26 protein-coding genes and 2 rRNA genes (1 of these 28 cut by a window edge) are annotated in these 25,181 nt (G+C 36.4%); 1 reads left to right on the top strand and 27 read right to left on the bottom strand.

All coding sequences use genetic code 11. From position 1 onward, the window contains the following. Nucleotides 1-21: 21 nt before the first annotated feature. From mfd to metG, 16 genes are all read right to left on the bottom strand, one after another. The gene (gene mfd / locus NST14_RS00300; protein ID WP_229143713.1) at nt 22-3,552 is read right to left on the bottom strand and encodes a transcription-repair coupling factor; all 3,531 of its coding nucleotides are present in this window, start codon (nt 3,550-3,552) and stop codon (nt 22-24) included. Between the two features lie 105 nt (nt 3,553-3,657). After that, a complete protein-coding gene (locus tag NST14_RS00295) occupies nt 3,658-3,882 on the bottom strand; it encodes an anti-sigma-F factor Fin (protein WP_000399440.1) in 225 nt (74 codons plus the stop codon). 70 nt (nt 3,883-3,952) lie between these two features. Continuing rightward, nucleotides 3,953-4,513 carry an aminoacyl-tRNA hydrolase gene (gene pth, locus NST14_RS00290; RefSeq protein ID WP_001979768.1) on the bottom strand — a complete coding sequence of 187 codons (561 nt, stop codon included), beginning with the start codon at nt 4,511-4,513 and terminating at the stop codon, nt 3,953-3,955. A gap of 72 nt (nt 4,514-4,585) precedes the next feature. Then, entirely contained in the window at nt 4,586-5,539 is a 954-nt protein-coding gene (locus NST14_RS00285; protein WP_000107420.1) for a ribose-phosphate diphosphokinase, read from the bottom strand. 18 nt (nt 5,540-5,557) lie between these two features. Continuing rightward, nucleotides 5,558-6,937, bottom strand: a complete 1,380-nt coding sequence (gene glmU / locus NST14_RS00280; RefSeq protein ID WP_000071036.1) for a bifunctional UDP-N-acetylglucosamine diphosphorylase/glucosamine-1-phosphate N-acetyltransferase GlmU — start codon at nt 6,935-6,937, stop codon at nt 5,558-5,560. A 322-nt stretch (nt 6,938-7,259) separates the two neighbouring features. Continuing rightward, a complete protein-coding gene (gene spoVG / locus NST14_RS00275; protein WP_000454041.1) occupies nt 7,260-7,553 on the bottom strand; it encodes a septation regulator SpoVG in 294 nt (97 codons plus the stop codon). 152 nt (nt 7,554-7,705) lie between these two features. Next, nucleotides 7,706-8,080 carry a RidA family protein gene (locus NST14_RS00270; RefSeq protein WP_000869808.1) on the bottom strand — a complete coding sequence of 125 codons (375 nt, stop codon included), beginning with the start codon at nt 8,078-8,080 and terminating at the stop codon, nt 7,706-7,708. A 122-nt stretch (nt 8,081-8,202) separates the two neighbouring features. Further along, nucleotides 8,203-9,051, bottom strand: coding sequence for a pur operon repressor (gene purR, locus NST14_RS00265; protein ID WP_000702473.1), 849 nt, complete (start codon nt 9,049-9,051; stop codon nt 8,203-8,205). A 54-nt stretch (nt 9,052-9,105) separates the two neighbouring features. Continuing rightward, a complete protein-coding gene (ispE, locus tag NST14_RS00260) occupies nt 9,106-9,975 on the bottom strand; it encodes a 4-(cytidine 5'-diphospho)-2-C-methyl-D-erythritol kinase (RefSeq protein ID WP_000772094.1) in 870 nt (289 codons plus the stop codon). Nucleotides 9,976-10,171: 196 nt separating this feature from the next. Then, nucleotides 10,172-10,351 carry an acid-soluble spore protein SspF gene (gene sspF / locus NST14_RS00255; protein ID WP_001985066.1) on the bottom strand — a complete coding sequence of 60 codons (180 nt, stop codon included), beginning with the start codon at nt 10,349-10,351 and terminating at the stop codon, nt 10,172-10,174. Nucleotides 10,352-10,442: 91 nt separating this feature from the next. Continuing rightward, nucleotides 10,443-10,703, bottom strand: coding sequence for a biofilm formation stimulator Veg (veg, locus tag NST14_RS00250; protein WP_000044349.1), 261 nt, complete (start codon nt 10,701-10,703; stop codon nt 10,443-10,445). Between the two features lie 238 nt (nt 10,704-10,941). After that, a complete protein-coding gene (gene yabG / locus NST14_RS00245; RefSeq protein WP_001173738.1) occupies nt 10,942-11,805 on the bottom strand; it encodes a sporulation peptidase YabG in 864 nt (287 codons plus the stop codon). A gap of 110 nt (nt 11,806-11,915) precedes the next feature. Further along, nucleotides 11,916-12,794: a 16S rRNA (adenine(1518)-N(6)/adenine(1519)-N(6))-dimethyltransferase RsmA gene (rsmA, locus tag NST14_RS00240; RefSeq protein ID WP_074606815.1), complete on the bottom strand. Its 879-nt coding sequence runs from the start codon at nt 12,792-12,794 to the stop codon at nt 11,916-11,918. Beyond that, a complete protein-coding gene (rnmV, locus tag NST14_RS00235) occupies nt 12,791-13,348 on the bottom strand; it encodes a ribonuclease M5 (RefSeq protein ID WP_341118052.1) in 558 nt (185 codons plus the stop codon). Before rnmV ends, rsmA begins: the two co-directional genes overlap by 4 nt. A gap of 216 nt (nt 13,349-13,564) precedes the next feature. Then, nucleotides 13,565-14,332 (bottom strand): TatD family hydrolase, encoded by a 768-nt coding sequence (locus tag NST14_RS00230; protein ID WP_000895831.1) that lies wholly within the window; start codon nt 14,330-14,332, stop codon nt 13,565-13,567. A 166-nt stretch (nt 14,333-14,498) separates the two neighbouring features. Further along, nucleotides 14,499-16,481 (bottom strand): methionine--tRNA ligase, encoded by a 1,983-nt coding sequence (metG, locus tag NST14_RS00225; protein ID WP_000159679.1) that lies wholly within the window; start codon nt 16,479-16,481, stop codon nt 14,499-14,501. A 517-nt stretch (nt 16,482-16,998) separates the two neighbouring features. Here metG and NST14_RS00220 point away from each other — a divergent pair. After that, entirely contained in the window at nt 16,999-17,283 is a 285-nt protein-coding gene (locus NST14_RS00220; protein WP_000843036.1) for an AbrB/MazE/SpoVT family DNA-binding domain-containing protein, read from the top strand. Between the two features lie 20 nt (nt 17,284-17,303). On the opposite strand, the gene rsmI is transcribed toward NST14_RS00220, so the two are convergent. The 11 genes from rsmI to NST14_RS00165 form a co-directional block, all read right to left on the bottom strand. Then, nucleotides 17,304-18,179, bottom strand: coding sequence for a 16S rRNA (cytidine(1402)-2'-O)-methyltransferase (gene rsmI, locus NST14_RS00215; RefSeq protein WP_000267828.1), 876 nt, complete (start codon nt 18,177-18,179; stop codon nt 17,304-17,306). Next, a complete protein-coding gene (locus NST14_RS00210; RefSeq protein WP_000414340.1) occupies nt 18,148-18,438 on the bottom strand; it encodes a GIY-YIG nuclease family protein in 291 nt (96 codons plus the stop codon). Before NST14_RS00210 ends, rsmI begins: the two co-directional genes overlap by 32 nt. Further along, complete coding sequence (locus NST14_RS00205) at nt 18,425-19,165, bottom strand: tRNA1(Val) (adenine(37)-N6)-methyltransferase (protein ID WP_001055351.1); 741 nt, start codon at nt 19,163-19,165, stop codon at nt 18,425-18,427. Before NST14_RS00205 ends, NST14_RS00210 begins: the two co-directional genes overlap by 14 nt. A 120-nt stretch (nt 19,166-19,285) precedes the next feature. Further along, the gene (gene yabA / locus NST14_RS00200) at nt 19,286-19,636 is read right to left on the bottom strand and encodes a DNA replication initiation control protein YabA (protein WP_000412054.1); all 351 of its coding nucleotides are present in this window, start codon (nt 19,634-19,636) and stop codon (nt 19,286-19,288) included. A 14-nt stretch (nt 19,637-19,650) separates the two neighbouring features. After that, nucleotides 19,651-20,478: a PSP1 domain-containing protein gene (locus NST14_RS00195; RefSeq protein WP_000272429.1), complete on the bottom strand. Its 828-nt coding sequence runs from the start codon at nt 20,476-20,478 to the stop codon at nt 19,651-19,653. A gap of 5 nt (nt 20,479-20,483) precedes the next feature. Beyond that, nucleotides 20,484-21,467 (bottom strand): DNA polymerase III subunit delta', encoded by a 984-nt coding sequence (gene holB / locus NST14_RS00190; protein ID WP_000978582.1) that lies wholly within the window; start codon nt 21,465-21,467, stop codon nt 20,484-20,486. Nucleotides 21,468-21,502: 35 nt separating this feature from the next. Beyond that, the gene (tmk, locus tag NST14_RS00185; RefSeq protein ID WP_000677229.1) at nt 21,503-22,129 is read right to left on the bottom strand and encodes a dTMP kinase; all 627 of its coding nucleotides are present in this window, start codon (nt 22,127-22,129) and stop codon (nt 21,503-21,505) included. Between the two features lies 1 nt (nt 22,130). Continuing rightward, nucleotides 22,131-23,552, bottom strand: coding sequence for an aminotransferase class I/II-fold pyridoxal phosphate-dependent enzyme (locus tag NST14_RS00180; protein ID WP_001075268.1), 1,422 nt, complete (start codon nt 23,550-23,552; stop codon nt 22,131-22,133). Nucleotides 23,553-23,624: 72 nt separating this feature from the next. Beyond that, the gene (locus NST14_RS00175) at nt 23,625-23,804 is read right to left on the bottom strand and encodes a sigma factor G inhibitor Gin (RefSeq protein WP_000842028.1); all 180 of its coding nucleotides are present in this window, start codon (nt 23,802-23,804) and stop codon (nt 23,625-23,627) included. Between the two features lie 190 nt (nt 23,805-23,994). Beyond that, nucleotides 23,995-24,110 (bottom strand): 5S ribosomal RNA (gene rrf / locus NST14_RS00170). 48 nt (nt 24,111-24,158) lie between these two features. Continuing rightward, nucleotides 24,159-25,181, bottom strand: a 23S ribosomal RNA gene (locus NST14_RS00165); it runs 1,900 nt beyond the window's last position.

Genomic DNA, 25,181 nt, shown 5'->3' with positions numbered 1-25,181 from the left:
ATTGCATTTTTTTATCTAATATTAGGCATTTATGACTTCTTTTTTTACATCTGGCAAGCCTTTTAATAAATTTTCAGCAATTGTTAACCACTTCGATGTCTCTAAGCCATTTGTTTTCATGACGATTTTCAATTGTGATCCTTCCATTCCTAGACCGATCATTCGTCCAAAACTATTTCCAAGCATGAATAATTTTCCGCCATCAATGTTTTGACTCGCTTGTTCTGAGAACAGAATTGTTACTTCAAATTTATTTTGCTTAATTAATTCAATTTGTTCTTTCATTGCTAATACTTTAATATTTGCGATTTGCAATAAGTAACCAACTTCTTGCGGGTAATCACCAAATCTATCTATCATCTCTTCCTGCAACTCTTCAATATCCTCAATTGCAGAAACACCTCTAAACTGTTTATACATCATAATTTTTTGTTTACTATCAGAAATATAAGCATCCGGTAAATATGCATCTACTTCTAAATCAATTTCAACATTAACTGTATTTTCAACTCCGTCTGTTCCTCTACGCTGTTCAATTGCATCTTTTAACATTTGAGAATATAAATCAAATCCGACAGAATCAATAAATCCATGTTGTTCGGCTCCTAACAAGTTACCAGCACCACGAATTGATAAATCTCGCATCGCAATTTTGAAACCAGATCCAAGCTCTGTGAACTCCTTAATGGCTTGCAGGCGCTTCTCCGCAACTTCCGATAACACTTTATCCCGTTTGTATGCAAAGTAAGCATATGCAACACGATTAGAACGTCCAACACGCCCACGAAGCTGATACAACTGTGATAATCCCATACGATCTGCATCAAATACAATTAATGTATTTACATTTGGAATATCTACACCCGTCTCAATAATCGTTGTACTTACAAGAACATCATGCTGTCCTTCTAAAAACGATAGCATAACAGACTCTAATTCACTCTCGTTCATTTTCCCATGTGCATAAGTTACACGCGCATCTGGAACTAACATCGAAATTTCATCTGCTTTTCGTTCGATATCCTCTACACGATTATATAGGAAGTAAACTTGACCACCTCTTGCAAGCTCCCGTTCTATCGCTTCTCGCATTAATGCTGGATTATACTCTACTACATATGTTTGAACCGGGAAACGATTTTCCGGCGGCGTCTCAATAACAGATAAATCACGCACACCAAGCATAGACATATGGAGCGTACGCGGAATCGGAGTTGCCGTTAATGTTAATACGTCAACATTTGCTTTTAATTGTTTAATTTTTTCTTTATGCGTTACGCCAAATCTTTGTTCTTCATCAATAATGAGAAGACCTAAATCTTTATAAGTAACATCTTTAGATAAAATACGATGCGTTCCGATTACAATATCTACCGTGCCATCTTTTAAACCTTTAATGGTTTCATTTTGCTGCTTTCTCGTACGGAATCTACTTAATAACCCTATATTGATTGGATAATCTTGAAAACGCTCTCGAATTGTTTCATAGTGTTGTTGTGCAAGGATCGTTGTCGGCACTAAAATTGCAACTTGTTTTTCATCCATAATTGCTTTAAACGCCGCACGAATAGCTACTTCCGTCTTTCCATATCCTACATCACCACAAAGAAGCCTATCCATTGGACGTCCGCGTTCCATATCCTTTTTAATCTCTTCAATAGAACGCAATTGATCCTCTGTCTCTTGATACGGGAAAGACGACTCAAATTCTTGCTGTTCTGCTGTATCTGGTGTAAATGCATAACCCTTTGAAGCTTCGCGCTCAGCATATAGTTTAATTAGGTCATCCGCAATGTCTTGTACAGATTTTTCAACTTTCGTTTTGACCTTCTTCCAATCATTTCCACCCAGTTTATAAACTTTCGGATCCTTACCTTCAGATCCTACATATTTTTGCACTTGGTCAATTTGTTCAATTGGAACGTATAACTTATCATTACCTTGATATTTAATGTTTAGATAATCTTTATGAACACCGTTAATCTCTAATGTCTCAATACCTAAGAATTTACCTATACCATGATTTACATGAACTACATAATCCCCAACTTTTAATTCCGAATAACTTTTAATACGTTCAGCATTCGATAACTTTTGCTTACGTTGTGATTTTTTAACTTTCTTATGAAAAAGCTCTTTTTCAGTAATGACAACAAGCTTTTGCATCGGCATTTCAAATCCTGCATGCAAATCACCTACAGCAATTTGTAACCTTCCAGGCAACAATATATCTGTGCCCTCTACAATATCTGCCTCAATATCATAATCACTTAAAATATGTTGTAGTTTTTTCACACGTTCATCATCTGTACCTAGCACAACAGTCGTAAAATGCCCTTCGTTCCATCTATCAATTTCAGTTTTCAACAACTGCATCTGCCCATGGAAATCTTGCATTGTTTTACATGTCACATTCACAATGTTTTGTGGATGTGTATGTGCTATATGACGTAAGAATAACGTTAAATATACAAAGCTTCTTTTTTTATGATGAAGAAATTCTTCAAACGAATGAGAGAAAGTTAAATCTTGAATAATTGTTCCCTCACCAAGAAGGGATATATACCATTCCGCCTCTTCTGTTTCAAGATGTGATGCTGTTTCTTGAATACGTGAAATCTCATCTAAAATCACAACACCATCTTCTGGTAAATAATCTATCAGACTAGCAGGTTCGTTATAGAAAATAGATAAATATTTAAACATCTGTTCTATACTTTGCCCGTTTTTTAACATCTCAATTTCATGACTTACCGTCTCAAGCACTGTAGTCTTCAACTTATCATCGGAAAGTTTTTGCATCGTCTTAGTCAGGCCTTCTTCAAGATGCTTAATTCCCGATTTCAATTCTTCCTGCGAAAATAAAAACTCTGTTGCTGGACCAAATCTAACACTTTCTTTTTTATCTTGAGAGCGCTGTTCATCCACATCAAATAATCGAATAGAATCAACTTCTGTATCGAAAAATTCAATACGAAATGGTAGCTCTTCAGTTAGTGGATAAATATCTAATATTCCCCCGCGTAAACTAAATTCTCCAGGAGCTTCTACCATAGACTTACGCTCATAGCCGATATGATGTAAAGTATGCAAGAATGTATCTAAATCAATCTCTTGCCCTAGATTGATTTCGATTTGCCTTTGCTTCCACAACTCTTTCATTGGTAAAAATCTGCGTAGTCCTGCAACTGGTGCTACAATAATCCCATGTTCTCCTGCAGCTAAGCGATTTAACACTTCAATACGTTGCGCCTTCAATTCTGGGCTTGCAACACCAAGTTCTGATGCTATCAATTCATTTACTGGATATAGCCATACATCCTTTTCACCAAGTAACGCCACTAAATCTTCATGTACTTTTTGTGCTTGATATAAATTATGCGTCACAATAAGTTGTGATTTTTTTGTTTTTTTATATAAGGCCGCCATTAATAACGAACGAGAAGAGGTTGCCATACCTGATACAAGTTGCTCTTTTAAACCATCTTCTAATCCATTAATGACCGATTGGATCTCTTCATTTTTATAAAATTGCTCTAATAAACCTATCATTTTCAAAACCCCTCTCAACATAAAGAGCAAGCCACTATATTTTATGCAAATATTTTGGAAAAAGAAAACAGAAAAATGCTTTGGACATGCCAAAGCGACAACATTTTATTGCAGAAATTTTTCATATTCATAATACTCAGGATAAGATGCGAGCGTTTCTTGACACAATTCACAAATCGTTTTTATATATATATTTCCATTCTCATGAAAATGAATCATCTCTACTACTTCTTGCTCTGTTAGTTGAAATAAAACGTCGCTATATACTTTTTCTGCGGTAACGGAGCCTACATTACTCCCGCAATGTCTGCAATAATAATACCCTTCCATACTAGCCTCCTAAAAATCCAATTACTGCTAGTATGGGTAAAAACAAAATAAAATATTCCCAATTGTACCCTTAACTATTGAAAGTATTCATAATTTGAAGAAAAGGTTTATTTAACCACTCTTCACATGCATCTGCTGCTTTTTCAATAGAATGATTTACATCAGGAATTTCTTCCGATGTAAAACGTCCTAATACGTAATCTACTACCTTCATTCCATTTTTCGGACGATCGATTCCCATGCGGATACGTTGAAACTCTTGTGTTCCTAAATGTGAAATTGTTGATTTCACACCATTATGTCCACCAGCACTGCCTTTCATACGAAGACGTAATTTACCTACAGGAATGTCTAAATCATCGTACAGAACAACGAAGTCCTCTACATCAATTTTATAGTAATCCATTAGCGGACGAATACTTTCCCCAGATAAATTCATATATGTAAGTGGCTTTAATAAGATTACTTTTTCTCCATTAACAAATCCTGCACCAAATACTCCTTTAAACTTTTGTTCGTTCAAAGAAATATTCCAACGCTTTGCAAGTTCATCAATCGCCATAAATCCAATATTATGCCTTGTTAATTCATATTCTCTACCCGGGTTCCCAAGTCCTACTATCAATTTCATTCTTGTACCACTACTTTCTTTTTTCGATACGAAAAGACGTAACCAATCTTGGTTACGTCTCATTCTATCCAATTAATTGAATAATACACTTACAGATTCTTCTTCGTATACACGAATGATTGCTTCTCCGATTAGTGGAGCAACTGAAAGTTCATGTACTTTGTCGATTTTCTTCTCTTCTGGTAATACGATAGAGTTCGTTACAACTAACTCTTTAATATTTGAGTTTTGGATACGCTCAATTGCTGGACCAGATAATACTGGGTGTGTACAGCAAGCATATACTTCAGAAGCACCGTTCTCAACAAGAGCGTTTGCTGCTAATGTAATTGTACCAGCTGTATCAATGATGTCATCAATTAAAATTGCTGTTTTACCTTCAATATTACCGATAATGTTCATTACCTCAGATACGTTTGGACGAGGACGACGCTTATCAATAATAGCGATTGGTGCTTTTAGGCGATCTGCCATTTTTCTAGCACGAGTTACTCCACCGTGGTCAGGTGACACGATTACGATATCTTTAAGACCTTTTGTTTCAAAGTAATCTGAAAGAATCGGTACACCCATTAGGTGGTCGATTGGGATATCAAAGAACCCTTGAATTTGTGGAGCATGTAAATCTAGAGTGATTACACGAGTTGCACCTGCTGTTTCAAGCAAGTTTGCTACAAGTTTCGATGTAATTGGTTCACGAGAACGCGCTTTACGGTCTTGACGCGCATAACCATAGTAAGGAATAACAATATTAATTGTTTTTGCAGATGCACGCTTTAATGCATCGATCATAATAAGTAATTCCATGATATGTTCGTTTACTGGGAAGCTTGTAGATTGAATAATGAATACATCGCAACCACGGATACTTTCTTCAATGTTAATTTGAACTTCTCCATCACTAAAACGATCAACAGAACATTTTCCTAGTCCTACTCCAATATGCTTTGCAATTTGCTCAGCAAGTTCCTTATTAGAGTTTAAAGAGAATACTTTCAAATTAGAATTTAGATATTGAGTCGACATCTAGATTAACCCTCCACATTATGATTTTTTCTTATTCAGCAATTGATCAACATAGTCTTCTTTGTTAACTTGACGTGCACGTGCTACAGATAATGCTTTTGATGGAACATTCTCTGTAATTGTAGAGCCTGCTGCCACATAAGCACCATCTTCAACTGTTACAGGAGCAACAAGGTTTGAATTACATCCAATAAATACCCCGTTACCAATCACAGTTTTAAATTTATTCTTACCGTCATAGTTCACCGTAATTGAACCACAACCAAGATTCACGTCTTCTCCAACTTGTGCATCCCCGATATAACTTAAGTGTGAAGCTTTACTTCTATTACCAAAAACAGTTTTTTTGATTTCCACGAAGTTTCCAACGCGTACTTCATCTCCAATAACTGAATCTGGGCGAATATGTGCAAATGGGCCAACCGATACTTCTGTACCAAGCTTACTATCATGTACAGTAGATTGACGAATTGTCGTACGATCTCCAATTTCACTATCGCGAATTACTGTATGCGGTCCAATCTCACAATCAGAACCAATTACAGTGTTCCCCTCAATAATTGTTCCTGGATGAAGAACTGTATCACTACCGATAATTGCATCAGCAGAAATATACGTGTTACTTGGATCAATAATAGTAACACCATTTACCATGTTCTTTCGGTTGATACGGTTTTTCATAATAATTTCCGCTTGCGATAGAGCGACTCTGTCGTTAACACCTAACGTTTCATCGAAGTGCTCTGTTTGATAAGCTGATACAATATGACCTTCATTTTTTAAAATTTCAATAACATCTGGCAGGTAATATTCACCTTGTACGTTATCATTTGAAACTTTAGAAAGTGAAGCGAATAAAGCTTTATTATCAAAACAATACGTACCTGTATTGATTTCTTTAATAGCTAATTCTTTCTCATTTGCATCCTTATGCTCAACAATCTTTTCAACATGACCATTCTCATTACGAACGATACGACCATATCCAGCAGGTTCTTCTATGTAAGCTGTTAATACCGTTGCCATTGCCCCTGCTTCTTTATGTTGCTGAAGTAATGCTTCCATCGTTTCAGCAGTTATTAGCGGTGTATCACCACAAATAACTAAAGTTGTTCCTTCTTCGTTTGCAAGTACACTTGCAGCTTGATCTACAGCATGCGCTGTACCAAGTTGTTCTGCTTGTAATGCAAACTCACTTACGTTTCCTAGCTGTTCTTGTACCATTTCAGCACCATGTCCTACGACTGTTACAAGTTTCTGCAATCCTAATTGAGATACTTGATCGACAACATGTTGTACCATAGGTTTTCCACATACAGGATGAAGCACCTTGTATAGCTTAGACTTCATACGTGTGCCTTTACCTGCCGCTAGAATCACTGCAAATCTGTTTGACATATAGACCCTCCATCGCAACCTATTTATCCATTAACGATATTATCCTAAATCATCATATATTTCAAGAAACACATTTTAACTATTAAATTTTACCATAATTCTTATAAGATGTTTTACTCTTTAGTATCTTTTTTAAGAAATAAGCTATACTATTTAAAATGATTTTGAAAAAATTAGAAGTTCCCCTCTTTATTTTATTTAATTCGGAATTTTCTAAACGAGATATATGTATAAACACAAAAAAACAAACCCCTGTAAATGCTTACAGGAGTTTGTTGCAAAATTATAGGGCTTCCTTTAAAAAGCCCTTTTCATTCGAATTTTACGAAGCGCCCGCTTCTTCAAACTCAACCTCTTCTAACTCGCCTAAACGATGATACTCTGTTAAAACCGCATCTTGAATTTTAGAGCGTGTACCAGAATTAATTGGATGTGCAATGTCACGGAATTCTCCATCTGGAGTACGTTTACTTGGCATTGCTACAAATAATCCATTATTACCATCAATTACACGAATATCATGAACAACAAATTCATGGTCTAGAGTAATAGAGGCAATTGCTCTCATGCGGCCTTCTGTGTTTACGCGGCGTAATCTTACGTCAGTCACTTCCATCTTGTGTTCACCACCCTTTTCTAAATAAGCGATATATTTGTATAAATTCCACAAAATTTCTATTTTCCCTTTAATTTTTTAAAAATTTTTAAGATAAAAATTTTTAGTGTAATTGAATATAGAGATTAGTGGAGGTTATCGCTTACAAAGAATTACTTAACTAGGGCAATTACTTCAATTTCAACTGAAACATCTTTCGGTAATTTTGCTACTTGTACGCAAGAACGAGCTGGCTTATGAGCAGAGAAATAAGATCCATATACTTCATTAACAGCATTAAAATCATCCATGTCTTTTAAGAATACTGTTGTTTTTACTACCGTATCAAATGAAGCACCTGCTTCTTCTAATACTGCTTGTAAATTTTGAAATACTTGCTCTGTTTGTACTGTTACGTCTCCTGCTACAAGCTCTCCACTTGCAGTCAACGGAATTTGTCCTGAACTGTAAAACATATTATTTACAATAATCCCTTGTGAATATGGTCCAATCGCTTGTGGTGCATTGTTTGTTTGAACAACTTTCATACTTTTCACCCTTTTATTATTTATTTTTACTCTTTAAAAATAGTGCACGAAAAGCAGTTTGTCCATCTATTTTATAACTTATAAATAGAATAAAAAAAGATAAAGCTATTTGCTTTACCTTTTTACTCAGCCTCTACAAGCCCTTCATCAAATGGTGCCAGTGAATAATTTCCCTTTTCCACTTGAATCGCTTTTTCTTTCACATCAACTTCCGATAGACGAATTAATGATACAAAATTATTAATTAGTCTTTCTTCAATATCCGTAGACTCTACTAATACACCAATACCAACAACATTAGCTTTAAACTCTTCTAACATACTCATCATACCTTGAATGGTTCCGCCAGCTTTCATGAAGTCATCAATAATTAAAACATTGGATCCTTCTGGAAGGCTACGCTTCGCTAACGTCATTGTTTGAATTCGCTTAGAAGAACCTGATACATAGTTAATACTAACAGTGGGGCCTTCTGTTACCTTATTATCTTTTCTTGCAATCACTACCGGTACATCTAAGTAGTTCGCCACTGCATATGCAAGTGGGATCCCCTTCGTTGCCACCGTCATAACTGCATCAATTGGTTGCCTAGCAAAAACAGAAGCAAACAAACGACCTGCGCCATTAATATGACGAGGATTACTTAAAAGATCTGTCATATATAAGTAACCACCAGGCAAAATACGATCTGGATTTTCAAATAAGCTACACAGCTCACCAATAATTAGATCTGCCTCTTCTTCACTTATATATGGTATATATTTCACTCCTCCTGCTGCTCCTGGTATCGTTTGCAATGTGCCGACCCCTTGTTGTTCAAACGTTTGCTTAATAATAACTAAATCTTCACTAATAGAAGACTTAGCTGATTGATACCTTTCAGCAAAAAAAGTGAGAGAAACTAGCTGACGAGGGTTTTGTAACAAGTAATAAGTCATATCAACCAATCTTGTACTTCGTCTAATTTTCATACTCTCACCTCAAATCACGAATATTCTAAACAAATCATAACGTATTATACGTCTTTATTCAAGCGTTTCTCGCTCTCCTAATAAACGTACTGCGTATACTTGTTCACAAAATCCTTTTAATCCGTTATATATACGATGCATTCGCGAATCATGGTGCACAAGACCGAATACAGTTGGACCACTACCACTCATTAATACGGCATCTGCTCCAAATCGCTTCATCTGTGCCTTAATACGTGCAACTTCAGGATGCATCGCAAACGTTACATCTTCTAAAACGTTACCGACAGTATCACAAATCCCTTTGTAGTCTCCAGCATTTATGACATCCACCATTTTATCTACATTTGGATGTGTAACTCGATTTAACTTTAAATTTCCATACACATCAGCAGTAGATACACCAATATGGGGTTTTGCTAAAATAACCCAACAAGAAGGTGGAGTTTTTATGTGCTCAATCTGCTCCCCTCTTCCAGTGGCAATTGCTGTCCCACCATATACGCAAAACGATACGTCTGACCCAATTTCTGCGCCAAGCTCTGCTAACTGATCAATTGTAAGCCCTAAATTCCATAATTTATTAAGGCCACGTAATGTCGCTGCTGCATCACTACTTCCACCCGCTAATCCAGCTGCTACTGGAATCGTTTTTTCAATAGTAATAGATACACCTTTTTTCACATTAAACTTCTCTTTTAATAATTTCGCTGCTTGATAAGCCAGATTTCTTTGGTCGTCTGGGACATACCGATTATGGGATAAAATTTCAATACGGTCTTCTGCTAATTCCATTAGTTCTAAACGATCCGCTAAATCAATTGTTGTCATAATCATTTTCACTTCATGATATCCGTCTTGTCTTTTTCCCAGTACATCTAACGACAGATTAATCTTTGCTGGTGCTTTCACTAGTAGCTTCAATCTATTCACCCACTCTATGTACTCAATCTTTTATCGTTTATTTTACCATAAATTTATAGTAAGACGATGACACTTCCCTAATTATAACGAAAAGCATTCAGAATGAAACTACTTATGTAAAATGATGGCACCTTTTATAGTACAAAAAGCCGAGGAATCACTCCTCGGCTACCGTAGCATAGAAAGTATCTTACAACTACTGGTTTTGTTTCATTAATTGCTGTTCTGCAATTTCTATAGCACGTTTCACCATGTTACCAGCATCTTTCGCACGAATTCCGCCCCATCCTTCTTTCTGAACAACATCATAAAAGCCCAACTCTTTTGCAAGCTCTTCTTTAAATTGATTCGACATGACACCTCTTCGTCTACTCAATGCAGAGTCCCTCCTTATTTTGCTACGGTATCATTAGTATGCAAAATAATATAGCTTTTCATTTGTGGGAATATATGTAACGATACATGAATTATAAAATCACTTCATTATGAGGTTCACCATAAAATGTTAACTCTACTGTCTCTGTTAAAACATCCGCATAACTATACGATACACGTTGTAACGCATCTTCTTGTTGATCCAGTTGTACAACAAAAACAGAACGGTACGTTTCTGCAAGTACACCCGATTGTTCTACAGTTTTTCTTCTCCCACTGTTCGCCTTTAACATCAGTCTCTGTCCAAGATGGTGATCTAATTCGCTTTTAATTTCATCTAAACGTTTTGACATATACTTCGTTACACCTCGCTGTAATTTAGATTGAACACTTAAAACACGATATATCTATCCCAATTATTAACCGCAACTCACAGACAATATCATTATAAAAGCATCATGCGTTCGAATAGATAGAAGAAATACTATATTGTAAAAGTATCATTATGTAGTCTGTGCGTTCTTGTCTCTTTTTATCCAAACTGATTTAAATCCTCTCCAAATAAAAAAGCAAGATACATATGTACCTTGCTTATTCTTCATAATGTTGAAAAGGTAATCCAGTTCGTAAAATCCCCCTCGTCTCAATCCCGCCAAGCCCCTTTTCACCAGTAATCGTATTACGTACAACATCCCATACATTAACCCTTTCCATAAATGACGTAAAACTAATTTTACCAACCACATATACAGGATCTAGTGCGTGAATATTAATTCTAGATGGGGAACTAGCAAAATTAGCGCCTGCTCGAATTAATGCTTCAAAGTGTGATTGACATGCCCCAGCAAAAATAACGAGTTGATCCAATGATGGATATTTTTTTCTCACTTCTCGAACAGCCTGTACAAAATGCCTTGAATGCCTATAGGCTGCTAAATCTCCCTTTACGCCTTTTGATTTTGTATACGCATCGTGCCCTGTAATAACTAAAATGTCCGGACGAAAATGATCTATTAAATCTACTACCTTTTCATGCATCTCTGTTTCTTTACAATGAATACCTTGTACAGGAACACCAATTTTATTATATAAATCTAGGCACTTGCGCAAATATAACGGGTCTCCATCTATATGCAAGACACGCCCTGGCATTTGAAAATAATTCACTTCACTTGTATATCCACCAGTTGAAGTGTGTTCATGCCTTTGTTTCATTAATACGTAATCTTGTTGAAACAAACGATACGTCCGCTCCATTGTTTCTTTCTCACGCTTCGCTCTCTTTTTATGTTCTCGTTGATCTATACTAATTAAATCTTCAAGTGGCGCATCTGCCACTAATCTAATTTCCTCTCCAAACAATATAGCTATCTCGCCTTTTATTTCTATAATACGAAAAAGGATATCCCTATTATGAGAATATCGTTCCACTAATTCTCCAACATGTAAAGCCATTCTCCTACCTCCAAACTCGTTAGGCCATCTTACCTGTTTTTAAAGTATGAATTTAGGAGGAGAAAGGTGACAAAAGGGACAGTTCAAATTGAACTGTCCCTTTTGTACCCTTATGATAACTTATGCAGAACTAATGCATTACTTAATGTCGCAAACTCTTCGATAGATAGTGTTTCGCCTCTTCGTTTTGGATCAATTCCTACTTCTGTTAAAATCCGATTCAACAGCTCTTTATCTTTCGGGAAACCATTTAAATTATTTGATAAATTATTCATTAAAGTTTTACGACGCTGTGCAAAACTTGCTCGTACTACTTCAAAGAAGAATGTCTCATCTGTTACTTCTACCACTGGTTTAGGACGCTTTAGGAGGCGAATAATTGCAGAATCAACATTCGGTTGTGGCACAAACACTGTACGCGGTACAGTCATAACTGTTTCTACCTCTGTATAATACTGAATAGCAATGGATAAAGAGCCATACTCTTTCGTTCCAGGCTTAGCCGCTAAACGATCCCCAACTTCTTTTTGCATCATAACAACGAAACCACGAACCGGTAATTTCTCTTCCAGCAATTTAAATAAAATTGGCGTCGTAATATAGTATGGTAAGTTAGCTACTACCATTACATCTTGCCCTTCTTCAAATTGCTCACTAAACACCTCATGTACATCTGCCTTTAGTACATCTTTATTGATAACAGTAACGTTGCCATATGGAGCTAACGTCTCATCTAAAATCGGTAATAACCTTTGATCAATTTCAAAAGCCACTACTTTTTTAGCACGCTTCGCTAATTGTTCTGTTAATGCACCGATACCTGGTCCAATTTCAATTGCACCACTTTCTGAACCAATTTCAGCGTGATCAACGATACGATTTAATACATTCGTATCAATTAAAAAATTTTGTCCTAAACTTTTTTTGAATGAAAATCCATACTTTTCAACAATATCTTTCGTACGATTTGGCGTTGCGATATCCTTCATTTTCTTTCCTCCTGTATGACTTGCTTATAAGCTTCTGCAAATGATTCTTTTGAAACTTGAAACATTTGTAAACGTTTATGTAACTGTTTTGCGTTTGTATAACCAATCTTTAATAGCTTACCTATTCTTTCTCTGCGACTCTTTGCCATTTCTCCGCCCACTAAACCTGCATCGACTAAATCGCTCCAACTGATTTCACTTGTGTAAGCTTCCATTTCTTCATGTATATTCTCTAAAGCACGGCGAATTGATTCATCAGAAGCATGTTCAATCCCGACACCTTTTTTCCTCTTAGCAAGTGCTTCTTCCTTCGGTAAAAAAGCATGTTTACATCCAGGCACCTTATCAGAAATAATTTTTCGAATACGCTCTCCAGGATAATCCGGATCTGTGAAAATAATAACGCCTCGTTTTTGCAGCGCTAATTTAACTTGTTCAATAACATGATCACCGATTGCTGAACCGTTCGTTTCAATTGTATCCGCATCAACAGCACGCTTAATCGCGACTGTATCATCTTTACCTTCTACAACGATAATCTCTTTAATTTTCATGCTTGCCTCCACACTCGTTTCGTCTCTACTTAGTAAAACAAAAAAATGACGACTTTTCCATTATTATTTTCCCCATTGTTACATTTTAAAAAATAGAATGTCCAAAACTTTGTTCTTTCTCCTTATTGTAACACTTACTCATTCACCCTCGTTTTCTCTACCACTTCTACTATTCTGTTTCTCAAAAAATAAAAAGAATGGGCTCCCCCATTCTTTTTATTCGACACCAAATAAAGCTTTTGCATTCTTAGTTGTTACTTCCGCTACCTCTTCATAAGAAATTCCTTTTAAGTTCGCAATTTCTTCTGCTACGAGTTTTACATAACTTGGTTCATTTCGTTTCCCGCGAAATGGATGCGGTGTTAAATACGGACAATCCGTCTCTATTAATAATTTCTCTAATGGAATCTCCGTAGCAACTTCTTTCGGTTTCTTAGCGTTTTTAAATGTAACTGGTCCACCTAACGAAATTAAAAAGTTCATATCAACACATCGCTCTGCTACCTCTACGCTACCGCTAAAGCAATGCATAATACCCCCTACTTCAGCTGCATTCTCTTCTTCTAGAATATCAACAATATCTTGAGTTGCATCGCGGTTATGTATAATAATCGGTAATTTTACTTTTTTCGCTAATGCAATTTGTTTACGGAATACTTCTTTCTGTATTTCTTTTGGAGACTTATCCCAGTGATAATCTAAGCCCATTTCTCCAAGTGCAACGACTTTAGGATGAGAAGCAAGTTCTTCTAACCAAGCTAAATGCTCTTCTGTCATGTCGATTGCATCAACTGGATGCCATCCAACCGCGGCATAAATAAAATCATAGGCTTCAGCTAATTCAATCGCCTTTTTTATCGTTACTTCATCAAAACCAACAACAACTGTATAAGTAACCCCCGCTTCTTTCATTCGGGCAATAACTTCTTGTAAGTCTTCTTCAAATTGCTCTGCATTCAAATGTGAATGTGTATCAAACAACATAATACATAACTCCTTTTATATTGAAATCAAATTTATTCTACGTAAATAAGCTCTTTTATAACTTAACGATAACAATACTACAATCTTAATGCAAAAATTGAGAGTGTAAAAAGAAAAAAGACGCTTCACACATGTTACACGTGAAACATCTCTTTTCTTGTCTTAATTACTTAATTTTTGTACCATTTGGTAGATTTTGGTCAATCGATGCTAATGACAATACGCCATTCTCTTCACCCGCTAAAATCATACCTTGCGATAATTCACCGCGTAATTTTACAGGTTTTAAATTTGTTACACAAATAACCTTTTTACCTTTTAGGTCTTCTGGCGAATAGAATTTTGCAATTCCAGAAACAACTTGACGCTTTTCTGTACCTAAGTCTAGTTGAATTTTTAACAACTTGTCTGCTTTTTTCACAGGTTCCGCAGATAGAACTTCAGCTACACGCAATTCTACTTTAAAGAAATCATCAATTGTAATTTCTTCTGCCTTCGGTTCTTCTTCTTTTTTCTCTTCTACTTTAGGAGCAGAGGCTTTCATTTGTTCTTTAATGTACGCCACTTCCACGTCCATTTCTAAACGAGGGAAAATTGGTTGTCCTTTTTCTACTTTTGTTCCAGCTGGAATACAGCCGATTGTAGATAGGCTTCCCCAAGATATATGTGCTTCATCAGTAAGGCCAAGCTGAGCAAACATTTTGCTTGGTGCTACTGTTAAGAATGGCATAAGCATAATACCCGTTTGACGAAGTACTTCTGCTAAGTGAGCCATTACAGAGGCTAACTTTTCGCGATCATTCTCATCTTTCGCTAATACCCACGGTTGTGTTTCGTCAATATATTTATTCGTACGGCTAACCAATTGCCAAATTGAGCTTAGAGCTACAGAGAATTCCATATTCTCCATTGCTTCTTCCACTTTTTTCAATGTATCTTTCGCAAATGTTACTAACGTTTCATCAAATTCCGTTACATTTTCTTTAAATGCAGGGATTTCTCCGTTAAAGTACTTATCAATCATAGCTACTGTACGATTTAATAAGTTACCTAAGTCATTTGCTAAATCGAAATTAATACGCTCCACAAATCCTTCTGGTGTGAATACGCCATCAGATCCAAATGGAACTTCACGAAGTAAGTAATAACGTAATGCATCTAATCCGTAACGATCAATTAATGTAACTGGATCTACTACATTTCCTTTTGACTTACTCATCTTTCCATCCTTCATTAAAATCCAACCGTGAGCAAAGACTTTTTTCGGAAGAGGTAAATCTAATGCCATTAAAATGATTGGCCAATAAATCGTATGGAAACGAACGATTTCTTTTCCAACTAAATGCACATCTGCTGGCCAGAACTTCTTATACATCTCTTCATTTTCTGTTCCATAACCTAATGCTGTAATGTAGTTAGATAATGCGTCAACCCATACGTAAATAACGTGTTTCGGATTACCTGGAACACGAACTCCCCAGTCAAATGAAGTACGGGAAACTGCTAAATCTTCCAATCCTGGTTTAATAAAGTTATTAATCATTTCATTCTTACGAGACTCTGGCTGAATGAAATGTGGATTCTCTTCATAGAACTTTAATAGTCTGTCAACATATTTACCCATTCTAAAGAAATATGATTCTTCACGAACAAGTTCTACATCATGACCACTGTCCGGACTTTTTCCCCCAACTACTTTGTCACCTTCCATAATTGGATCTACTAATTGATGCTCTGTATAGAATGTCTCATCTTGTACAGAATACCAACCTTCATATTCATCAAGATAAATATCACCTTGATCTACTAGTTGCTTGAAGATTTTTTCGACAACATCTTTATGACGATCTTCCGTTGTACGGATAAAGTCATCATAGGAGATATCCATCTTCTCCCAAAGTTCTTTAATTCCTGCAACGATGTTATCCACATATGCTTGTGGTGTAACATTTAATTCTTCTGCTTTCTTTTGGATCTTCTGTCCATGCTCATCAGTTCCTGTTAAATAATGAACATTATATCCTTGCATACGCTTATATCGTGCCATCGCATCTCCTGCTACTGTTGTATAAGCATGTCCAATGTGTAATTTTCCACTTGGATAATAAATTGGGGTAGTAATATAAAAGGATTTGTTTTCCTTTGTCATTGTTTTGGACCTCCCGGATAACCTCATATGTATTTATAAATAGTATATCAAAAACTTATATATAAAGTGAAACTTTAATCTGTGAGGGTCTTGTTCATTCCCACGGATTATCAACCCACACCAATCGGACTTTTACGAGCAATCCGACTTCCACTTAACTTCTTTGGCCCAGCCGAATTTAAAATTTAGAATCTTACTACTCGTTAATGCAGGATAAAAACAAGTTCATATTTTTATATTTATCATCTATTACTCATATTTCAAGAAAATATACAGTCATTACCTATAATTTCTTGATTTTTCCGAAAATAAAGTGAAATAATAGTAGAAATTACTCAAACTCTATTATATATAAGAAGTAAGAAATCTATAAATCTTTTTAAAAAATATAGAATTAAAGAATTGACGGAAATGTAAATGATTGGTATCATATGTCCATAGGGTATTTTGTCGAAAAATGACGAATCTAAAAATAGACTCGAAACTTATAAACTATTTCTTTAGGAGGAAAAGAATTATGAAATCTACTGGTATCGTTCGTAAAGTTGATGAATTAGGTCGTGTAGTAATTCCGATCGAATTACGCCGTACTTTAGGTATTGCAGAAAAGGATGCTCTTGAAATCTATGTTGATGACGAGAAAATCATCTTAAAAAAATATAAGCCAAACATGACTTGCCAAGTAACTGGTGAAGTATCTGATGGTAACCTATCTTTAGCTGAAGGTAAAATTATCTTAAGCAAAGAAGGCGCTGAGCAAATCTTAAACGAGCTTCAAGATTATATCGAAACAGCAAAATAAGCTTCTCAATTATGAGAAGCTTATTTTTTATCGACATGATAGATTTGATATACATCGCGTTTCGACAAATCTCGATCTTTAGCGACTGTTTTTATCGCCTCTTTTGAATTCATACCTTTTTCGTTTATATAATGTTCAATATGATTATATACTGAAATAGATTCCCACCATTGTTCTTCTGGAGCAGGTTCTTCCGTTGAACCAGCTACTAAAATACAAAACTCACCACGAACTTCATTTTGTTTCGTCCACTCAATTGCTTCTTCAACTGTTCCTCGAATAAATTCCTCGAATTTTTTCGTTAACTCTCGGCATAATACGATTTCTCTATTTCCCAATACTTCTTGCATCGAGATTAAAGTATCATCCAGGCGGTGAGGCGCTTCATAAAACATCATTGTAGTTTGTATGTAACGAAGCTTCTCTAACTCCATTTTTCTTTCTTTTTTATTTCTTTGTAAAAACCCATAGAAATAAAACTGTTTTGTTTCAAGTCCTGATGCAATTAATGCTGTAAGGGCTGCATTTGCCCCAGGAAGCGGGATTACATGATATTGCTCAGCTACTGCCTCGACAACAATATCATAGCCTGGATCGGAAATACACGGCATACCAGCGTCACTAACAAGTGCTATAGTCTTTCCTTCATCTAACTTCTCTAATATTTTCTTTCCACTTACTTCTTTATTATGCTCGTGGTAACTCATAACAGGCGTTTCAATTTCAAAATAATTACAAAGTTTTTTCGTTTGTCTCGTATCTTCAGCAGCAATTAAATCCGCTTCTTTTAAAATTCGGATTGCACGAAATGTCATATCTTCTAAATTTCCAATAGGAGTTGGTACTAAATATAAAACTCCCTTTTCACTTTGTTGAAAGCTTTTTTGTTGCCACATAGCGTTCTCCTTTTTGCATATATTCTTCTTTTTGTTTTCTATTTAATTGCTTAAAATAATACTCTGCTTGCATAGCTGTACGCTTATCTTCATGAAATTCTACGTACTTTAAAGCAACAGGAAGTCTAGCACGCGTATACTTAGCCCCTTTTCCGCTATTATGGGTCTCAATCCGCTTCTCTATATGATTTGTATATCCAGCATAGTAACTTCCATCAGAGCACTCCACTACATAAAAACAATGCTTATTCTTCTCCATATAAAATAGAACGAATCTCCTTTGTATATTCATTATTTTCTTCATATACAAAAAGAGGTGGCAATATTTTCAAATCTGCGTTTCCGTCCTTAATTCCTTCAATTAACAATGTATTCGCTTCTTTCCCTGCCTTAGGATAAACAAATCGTACACGCTTCGGTTCAATTTTGTATTTACGCATTAATGTAACAATATCTAATAAACGACCTGGACGATGTACAAATGCTACTTTCCCGCCTTGCTTTACTAGCTGACTACTTGCAGATACAACATCCTCTAGTGTACACATAATTTCATGACGAGCTATCGCTAAATGTTCATTCATATTTTTTTCAGAAGTTGCAGGTGTTTGGAAATAAGGCGGATTACATGTGACAACATCATATTGATGACGCCCAAGTTTCTCCGGCATATCTTTCAAATCCCCGTGTATTAAGTGAATTCTTTCTTCCAACTTATTGTATTGGACACTTCTTATTCCCATATCATATAAGCGTTCTTGAATTTCTACACCAGTAATATTCCCTTTCGTCCTTGTACTTAATAGAAGGGGCACAACTGCATTACCTGTACACAAATCAAGTAAATTACCTTTTTGAATTGGCACCCAAGCAAAGTCTGCAAGTAAAACAGCATCTAACGAGAAATTAAATACTGATGGGCTTTGTATAATCTTCAAATCTTGTGCTAATAAGTAATCTAAACGTTCATCTTCATATAAATTCATATGTTGCTCCTTTTCTTACACTTAACCTACCCTATTTCATCTTCTACTAATAAAAAACATATTCGATTCTACTCTCATGTATAAAAAATTACCTTTCCAATTATTATTGGAAAGGTAATTTCACTTTTTATTTAAAAATGACAGGCAGAATAAACAATCTCCCTCTTTACGTACACTTCCATAATGCAGATTACAAATATGAAAACCTTCTTGATATAGTCTTGCTAAATTATCGTAGCCTTCACCAATATCTGTCTTCGGCTTCACTTCTTTACGTTTTTGAGCTTTTTGTTTTTCTTTAATCTGTACTTCTTCAAAGCGGTGTCGCAAATTTTCATTTTCCATTTTTATATGTTGGTTTTCTTCCAGTAACTCTGCAAGATGTTGTTTTAATTCTCCCAACTGTTTGTATAAATGTCCAATTTGCTCTTCCATACTAGAAACCGATGCAAAAATATCTTTTTTCTCCACAAGCACCCACCTCATTAATCTGTGGTTTGACTCGAAACGACCCCTTTATTCACTAACTCATCTAACGTATATTCTACTATCCGTTCCTTGTCTACTAGTTCCACTTGAATTAATCTTTCTAAAATATTTAATCCGATAACACGGCCAGTACCATGCGGGGTTTGTATACGTTGATCTAAATCAGGAAGTTGTTCCTTTGCTGCCTCATATTCATCGTTCTCATATTTTAAGCAACACATTAAGCGACCACATAAACCAGAGATTTTTGCAGGATTTAATGATAAATTTTGATCCTTTGCCATCTTAATGGATACAGGTTCAAAATCCCCTAAAAAAGTAGAACAACAAAGCATACGACCACATGGACCAATACCACCAAGCATTTTCGCTTCATCACGAACACCGATTTGTCTTAGTTCAATTCTTGTCCTAAAAATTGCTGCTAAGTCCTTCACTAGTTCGCGAAAATCAATCCGACCATCCGCAGTAAAGTAGAAAATAATTTTATTGCGATCGAACGTATACTCTACATCTACAAGTTTCATATCAAGATTATGTTCTACTACCTTTTGCTGACAAACTTGATATGCTTCTTTTGCAGCATGTTTGTTCTCTTCAACAATGGTACGATCGTTTTCATTTGCAATGCGAATAACCTTTTTTAGTGGTAATACAACGTCGTTTTCATCAACTTGCTTTTTGGTAATAACTACTTTTCCGTATTCAATACCTCTTACCGTTTCTACAATTACAAACTCATTTTCAGAGATATCGAACTGATTCGGATCAAAGTAATACACCTTTCCGGCCTTCTTAAAGCGAACACCTACTACATCATACAAAACGGTCATCCCTCCTGCAACCGCAACACTAACTGTTCGAACACAAGCTGCGCATTTACATTAGCGTTGATTCTATTTTTTGCCTCTAATATATTAAAGAGAGCTGATACAATGCGCTTCTGAGCGTAGGAGAAAGATTCAAACATCTCTTTCTGCTCATGAAAAACAAGACGATCTTCTTCTCCAAGTTGAACATATAATAAATCCTTATAAATAAGGAGTAACATATCTAAACCTTGCTGTAATTGCTCTTTCTCTCTAAAGTGTTTTCCCCATTTTTCTTGTACAAAAAAAATAGAGGCTTTATCTTTTTCGAGCGCTTCACATAATTTTATCACTAAAGCTCGTGCTTGTGCAAACCATTCATCACTACATAAAGCTAAAGCTTCATCAAAACTATTCGTAAGTTGTGCAGCAAGTGTTGATAAAGATGCCGTAATACCTTCATCCTGTAATCTTCTAATTAAAGATTCCGTAGGTAACGGTCTAAATGTAACAACTTGACAGCGAGATAAAATCGTATTTAAAATTTGATGACTTTGTTCAGTAAGTAGAATAGCTGTTGTATCACTACTTGGTTCTTCTAAAAATTTCAACAGTGTATTCGCTGCGTTTGCCGTCATACGGTCTGCGTGCTCAATAACATATACTTTTTTATTTGCTTCTAATCCTGTTTTGGAAAACTCTTCTTGTAAATCATGAATTTGCTGCTTCTTAATAGATAATCCGTCTGGTTTTACAATATGTAAGTTTGGGTGGTTACCTGAATCAATTCGCTTACAATTTGTACATACATGACAAGGTTCTACCCCATTCCGCTGAGAACAGAGGAAACTCTTTGCCATTTGAATTGCTGTCGCAAACTTTCCCGTCCCTTTCCCTCCCTCTAACAAGTAAGCGTGGGATATACGCTCTTTTGCGATGCTATTCATCAACATTTTTACACCGATGGGTTGTATAGCAGAAAGCTGCTCCCACGTCTTCATCATAATGCATACCTCACTTATTTCATTCTTTCCTTCTATTATAACAATTTATCTTCTATAACCTGAATAACTTCTTCTATAAGTTTTTCCATTGGTTGATCAGCATTTACCAATACAATACGATCCGAGAAACGTTCTACAACTTGTAAATACCCTTCACGCACACGTTTATGGAAAGAGATATCTTCCATATCTAACCGATTCACTTCACGTCCTGCATCTTTTGCAATTCGAGCTAAGCCAACCTCTGGCTCAATATCTAAGTAAATTGTTAAACTAGGCATACAGTCCTCTGTTGCGAAACGATTTATTTCAAATACTTTATCCATACCTAATCCTCTTGCATATCCTTGATATGCTAAAGAGCTATCTATAAAACGATCACATAATACAAGGTAATCCTCATTAAGTGCCGGCATAACTTTTTCTACTAAATGCTGTCTACGTGCAGCAGCATATAACAACGCCTCTGTACGTGCTTCCATCATCGTATATTCTTGTTTATGCAAAATCGTTCTAATATCCTCAGAAATTGCAATACCACCTGGTTCTCTCGTCGCCATTACCTTTTGTTCCTTTTGTTCAAAGTATGGCAATAAACCTTGAATTAGCGTTGTTTTACCCGAACCTTCTGGACCTTCAATTGTTACAAATAATCCCTTCATTCTAAAACCTACTTTCTATATCATACACTTTCATATATTTCGTGCTGCCTTGAAAACGAGCGCCAGCTTTCTCTAAATGCATAATTTGCTCTTTATGTTCTGAAGTAATTCTTTCCCCATACATAATCAATGGAATACCAGGTGGATACGGAATTACCATTTCTGCTGCTACCATCCCAACTGCTTCTTCTACAGATACTACTTTTGTTTCGTATTCTTCCAATTGTTTATATGTATACGGTAAAGGAGAAATTTCCCCTTTATAAGTATAACGAATAGATTCCGTCTTGTCTTTCACCTCATAATATTGCAATGCCACTCGGATCATCTCTATAGCCTTCATATATGTCTTATTTACTTGCAAAGGCAAAATAAATAAGACATTATATGGATCTGCCATTTCTGTATATATACCAACCTTTTCAAATAAAGACTGTAATTCGTATCCTGATAATTGACAACGCGTCTGTACGGTAACTTTTAGCTCGTCTTGTAATGGATATTGTAAAATAGCTATTTGTGGAATAGCACTCAATTCTTCTTTAAATTCCCGTAAAAACTCGACAATTTCATCATGTCCCTTTTCTTTTATACGCGCTATCGTAAAGCGTGCAATATCAAGAGAAGTCATAATTGGATACGATGGACTACTAGATTGTAGCATACTTAAATAAGTAGAAACTTTTTCTTCTTTCACTAAGCGACTATTTATATGTAAATAGGATCCCATCGTCATTGCGGGTAATGTTTTATGCGCAGAATGAACTACAATGTCTGCACCATATGCTAACGCTGACTTTGGAAATGCCCCGCCTAAACAAAAATGAGCTCCATGTGCTTCATCTACTAACACAGGAATTTTATGTGCATGTGCATAAGCGATGCTTGCCTCTAAATCCATACCCATACCATAATAATTAGGATGCGTTAAAATGAGTGCTTTCGCATTCGGATATTTTTCAATTGCTTCCTTAATAATCTCATCATGAATTCCCACTGGTACGTTATAAGCCTCATCAATCCATGGATCTAAAAAAATAGGATTTGCTCCCGCTAACTTTAAACCATTAATAATGGATTTATGACAATTTCTTTGTACAAGAACAATATCATGTTCCCCACAACAAGACAAAATCATTGCTAGATTCCCGACTGTTGAGCCATTAATTAAAAAATAACTTTTGTTCACTCCATATACATCAGCTAATAATTGTTGTGCCTCATCTATACATTCAAACGGACTATGTAAATCATCTAATCCTGACAACTCAGTTACATCGATAGATAGTATATCTTTAAACTCTCCTACCGCCTCCTGAGGGAAGTTTAAACCATTTTTATGACCTGGGACATGAAAGGATAACGGCCTTCTTTCTTTAAACTCTATTAATGCTTCATATAAAGGTATGCGATTTTGATTCATCTATATCTCTTCCTTATTATTTCATTCTTTATCTATTATACAGAACAAAAAAAATAATAGGCATATGCCTATTTAAAAATATGATACTTCTAATTTCCGAAGCTGTTTTAAATAATATATATACTTCGGATCATTTGTTTCCGTATTCACCATGTCCTTTTCACATTCATAACATATTAAATTATTATAAACATATATCCCTTCTTTTCTTTCTGTCTCACAAACAATACAAACTTCGTTTTGTGATTTCATATCTTTCCCTCCCTATTTAAATGGACATATTTTATACTTCTATTCCTTAACAATTTACAGAAAAATATACATCAATCTCTTATATAATATGATTCATCCTTGGGCAACGTGTTTGTATTACCATTACTTCTTTTTGCATACTGTTTGAAAACACAAAAAAACACAAGTCTTTTGACTTGTGTTTTTAGTTGCTTGGCGACGTCCTACTCTCACAGGGACAAGGTCCCAACTACCATCGGCGCTAGAGAGCTTAACTTCCGTGTTCGGTATGGGAACGGGTGTGACCTCTCTGCCATCATCACCAAACTATGAAGGCATATTCCTTCAAAACTAGATAACATTGCTACATATTATATGGTTAAGTCCTCGATCTATTAGTATTCGTCAGCTCCACATGTCACCATGCTTCCACCTCGAACCTATCAACCTGATCATCTTTCAGGGATCTTACTAGCTTACGCTATGGGAAATCTCATCTTGAGGGGGGCTTCATGCTTAGATGCTTTCAGCACTTATCCCTTCCGCACATAGCTACCCAGCTATGCCCTTGGCAGAACAACTGGTACACCAGCGGTGCGTCCATCCCGGTCCTCTCGTACTAAGGACAGCTCCTCTCAAATTTCCTACGCCCACGACGGATAGGGACCGAACTGTCTCACGACGTTCTGAACCCAGCTCGCGTACCGCTTTAATGGGCGAACAGCCCAACCCTTGGGACCGACTACAGCCCCAGGATGCGATGAGCCGACATCGAGGTGCCAAACCTCCCCGTCGATGTGGACTCTTGGGGGAGATAAGCCTGTTATCCCCGGGGTAGCTTTTATCCGTTGAGCGATGGCCCTTCCATGCGGAACCACCGGATCACTAAGCCCGACTTTCGTCCCTGCTCGACTTGTAGGTCTCGCAGTCAAGCTCCCTTATGCCTTTGCACTCTACGAATGATTTCCAACCATTCTGAGGGAACCTTTGGGCGCCTCCGTTACACTTTAGGAGGCGACCGCCCCAGTCAAACTGCCCACCTGACACTGTCTCCCGGGTCGATAAGACCCGTAGGTTAGAATTTCAATACAGTCAGGGCGGTATCCCACCAGCGCCTCCACCGAAGCTAGCGCTCCGGTTTCAAAGGCTCCCGCCTATCCTGTACAAACTGTACCAAAATTCAATATCAGGCTACAGTAAAGCTCCACGGGGTCTTTCCGTCCTGTCGCGGGTAACCTGCATCTTCACAGGTACTATAATTTCACCGAGTCTCTGGTTGAGACAGTGCCCAAATCGTTACACCTTTCGTGCGGGTCGGAACTTACCCGACAAGGAATTTCGCTACCTTAGGACCGTTATAGTTACGGCCGCCGTTTACTGGGGCTTCAGTTCAGAGCT

The sequence above is a fragment of the Bacillus sp. FSL W8-0519 genome (assembly GCF_038005585.1).
In the GTDB taxonomy this organism is placed as follows: domain Bacteria; phylum Bacillota; class Bacilli; order Bacillales; family Bacillaceae_G; genus Bacillus_A; species Bacillus_A paranthracis.
Note: the sequence above shows the minus strand (reverse complement) of the source record. Positions and strands in the feature narration are given on the sequence as shown.